The 3528-nt window shown below is 57.2% G+C and carries 2 protein-coding genes; both read left to right on the top strand.

Annotated features, from left to right (window positions below; all coding sequences use genetic code 11):
* A partial coding sequence (locus Q0216_RS08670) for a gluconolactonase (RefSeq protein WP_298594571.1) occupies positions 1 to 1460 on the top strand: 1460 nt, incomplete at its 5' end.
* Between the two features lie 313 nt (positions 1461 to 1773).
* On the top strand, positions 1774 to 3336 hold the full coding sequence (locus Q0216_RS08665) for an S-layer homology domain-containing protein (RefSeq protein WP_298594569.1): 1563 nt from the start codon (positions 1774 to 1776) through the stop codon (positions 3334 to 3336).
* The last annotated feature ends 192 nt before the right edge of the window (positions 3337 to 3528 follow it).

The following is a 3528-nucleotide window of genomic DNA, read 5'->3' as shown; positions in this document are numbered from 1 at the left end:
AGGGTAGCGAAGACCTGGTGACCCCCGTTGTTGGCAAGGCACCCGAGGGTCGCGGTACTCTGCTCGCTTCTCAGACGCTGAACTTCAATGGTTCTGATGGTTCGCAGGCTGCGGATGTTCCGGGTGCTAAGGCAACCCAGGAGGATACCCCGACGTTCGAGGTTCTGTATGACGGCAAGGCTCAGTTGCTGTACACCTTCGAGGGCGGTACCGTCCACGTGAAGGGTTCGGGTTTCACTAAGGAGTGGCGTGAGAAGCACGGCAACGTGGCGATTTATCTGGCCGCTTCTCAGGGTGTGCCTGATGGTGACCTTCTGCCCGCTGATGACACGCCGTTGCGTTTTGAGGAGGGTAAGGACTTCACCATTGCTGAGGACGGCACCTTGGATGCTCAGCTGACGGTCAAGCCGGACGTGCTTCAGCGCTACTATGAGCCTCGCTACTACTTCCCCGGTATCCTGCCTTACGAGGTGCGTTACGAGGTTGACCTGGTTGCTGAGCAGCAGGGTCAGCCCCAGCTGACCATTGAGGATTTGTGGGCTGGTAAGAATGTGATTCGCCGTATTCCGGTGCAAACTCAGGCGTTCCGTCCCAGCCCGTTCGCTCCCAAGGTGGAATACAAGGCTCTGGGTGACACTGCCGCAGATCAGGAGGTTTACTTCTCGGGTACCGGTTTCTACGGTGAGATTCACTCCGTTAAGGGTGTTCAGTATGTAATCCGTGAGAAGGGTTCGAACACCCCGGTTCTGGCGACCAGCGACATCATTGAGTACAACCACCACGACCGTGCCTTTGAGTATGTGAACGGCGTAGTGAACGGCACCGTGAAGGTTCCTGCTAACACTTTGGACGCTTCGAAGAAGTACGTGGTGGAGGTCTGGGCGAATGACGGCTACAGCGAGAGCGGTGAGTTCCTGGCCCCCGTTGTCGGCAAGGCGCCCGAGGGTCGCGGTGAGCTGTTGGCTTCTCAGGACCTGAATTTCAAGGGCTCTGACGCTACTGAGGATAAGAAGCCTAGCTTGACCGATGAGCAGCGCAAGGAACGCGCTACCCGTGGTGAGCTGGCGGTGGCCCTGTACCTTCAGGCTGGCGCGCCCGAGGTGAAGCTGCCGGAAGTCTCCCCCTGGCCGGATGTGAAGACTGACGACCCGAACTACGCCGCCTATGTGTGGGCTCGTCAGAAGGGTATTACTTTCGGATGGTCGGATGGTAAGTTCCACGCTGATGCCGGCATTTCGAATGCTACGGTTGCGGCATTCACTTACCGCGCGGCTGGTTCGCCTGCGGTGACGGGCGATTCCCCCTATGTGGATGTTAAGCCTGGTTCTGCGTTCTACCGCGAGATCGTGTGGGCTAGCCAGAATTTGCCCACCGTGTACGATGGTCAGTATTTCCTTCCTAAGCAACTGCTGACTCGCGGCCATTTGGAGACTGTTCTGGCTGCTTTCCAGTCTCGTTAAGCTAGCTCGCTAAGCTGGCTCTGCTTATCGTCTAGCTGCACGAATAACCCCGTGTTCCCAAGCAGGTTTTCTGTTCGGGTGCACGGGGTTCAGCGTTTAACAGCTACTCACTGTGTGAGATTTTCCAGAACCTTAAAGCATCCCTTGAGTGTTCCCTGACATCTACCTGAGGGTTTGGTAGGGTGAAAATGTCCCCGAAACCGACGGGGCTTCCAACCACTTTTCTCATAGGGTGTGTGCAGATTCAACGGCGAATTCCCTACCCGCCGTTGAGCCCGCAGAGCCCTGCGAGAAACGACTTTAAGGATGTGTTATGTCCTCGCTTCCGAACTCTAAGTCTTCTTTCCTCCGCGCAGCTCAGGGTTGCGGCGCGCTGGCGTTGGCTGGCGCGATGGTTCTGCCGATGACCCCGGCGCTGGCTCAGAATGCGGCTCCTGCCGCTGATGCCGCCGTTGTTGCCGCTACCCCGCAGGCGGCCAACCAGGTCGTTGCGGCTACCCCGACCCTGAATGTTTCCATCCCTGACGGTTACAAGTACGATGGCGTAAACGCATCCCTCGTCACGACCAAGGGCGGTACCGTCCACGTGAAGGGCGCGGGCTACACCAAGGAGTGGCGCGCTCAGCACGGCACCGTAGCGCTGTACATTGCTCCCGCGAACTACGCGCCCTCCGGCTACGAGATTCCGACGTCGAAGATGCTGCGCTTTGTGGAGGGTCAGGACTTCACCATTGCCGATGACGGCACTTTTGAGGCTAAGCTGACCATCAAGGCTAAGGCCCTGGAGAGTTTCTACACTCCCATCGATTATTTCCCGGGTATCACCCTGGACGAGGTGCGTTACGAGATGGGTATTTTGACCGAGGCTAAGGGTCAGCCGCAGTCGAGCATTGAGGATATTTGGGCTCGTAAGAACGTTATCGCCCACAATCCGATGTACACCCGCGCTTACCATCCTGAGGTCATGGCACCTAAGTTGAAGTACGATGCGCTGAAGGACACCACGAAGGATCAGGAGCTGTTGGTCCAGGGTGAGGGTTTCGTTGGGGAGGAGCTGCCTGGCCGCGAGGGTGCCATGTACGTGATTCGTGAGAAGGGCACCGCCACGCCCGTCCTGGCGATGAGCGATATGAAGTCCTACTATGAAGGTCCCGATGGCGTAACCCGCCTGGAGGGAGGCACTCTTTACCGCACCATCAAGATCCCCGCAAACACCCTGAATCCTTCTAAGCAGTACGTCATTGAGGTGTGGAGCGACTACGACTACGACCTCACCAAGAAGGACAGGCCCCTCATCACCCCGATTGTGGGTTACGCGCCGGAGCACCGCGGTGTTCTTATGGCTCATCAGGATCTGAAGTTTGAGGGTGTTCCGAACTTCACGGATGCTACTGCGCCCGCGCGAGAATACAAGACCCTGACCTCGAAGCTCACTTACCAGGAGCGACAGCAGCGCGCTACTCGCGGCGAGCTGACGGCGGCACTGTACGCTCAGGCTGGTAGCCCCAAGGTGAACCTCCCGGTGGTCTCCCCCTGGCCGGATGTAAAGACCACCGACCCGAACTACGCCGCTTACGTGTGGGCTCGCCAGAAGGGCATTACTTTCGGCTGGTCGGACGGCAAGTTCCACGCGGATGCCGGTATTTCGAACGCTACTGTTGCGGCGTTTACTTACCGTGCGGCGGGTTCCCCGGCTGTTTCTGGTGTTTCTTCGTTCACGGATGTTAATCCGAGTTCCGCTTTCTACCGTGAGATTCTGTGGTCCACTCAGCAGTATGTCATTACTCCGGATTTCGGCGCTTTTAATGCGACGGATCTGGTGAATCGTGGTCAGCTGGAGCAGATGCTGTTCAATTTTCAGAACCGCGCTAAGTAAGGCACATTAGTTCCGCGCTAACTACCCCCGTGTTCCTGAATGGTTTTCCATTCGGGTGCACGGGGTTCAGCTTTTATCGGCTGATCAACCTGTGAAATACCTCAAAACCTTCAAGCTTCTCTTGAGTGTTCTCTGATATCTACCTGAGGGTTTGGTAGGGTGAAAATGTCCCCGAAACCGACGGGGCTTCCA

This window comes from uncultured Rothia sp., assembly GCF_937976295.1.
Lineage (GTDB): Bacteria > Actinomycetota > Actinomycetes > Actinomycetales > Micrococcaceae > Rothia.
The sequence above is the reverse complement of the archived record's forward strand: the minus strand, read 5'-3'. Positions and strand labels throughout refer to the sequence as shown.

Coding starts and splice junctions, on each gene's coding strand:
- Q0216_RS08665 (WP_298594569.1), top strand. CDS start 1,774: ATGTCCTCGCTTCCGAACTCTAAGTCTTCTTTCCTCCGCGCAGCTCAG.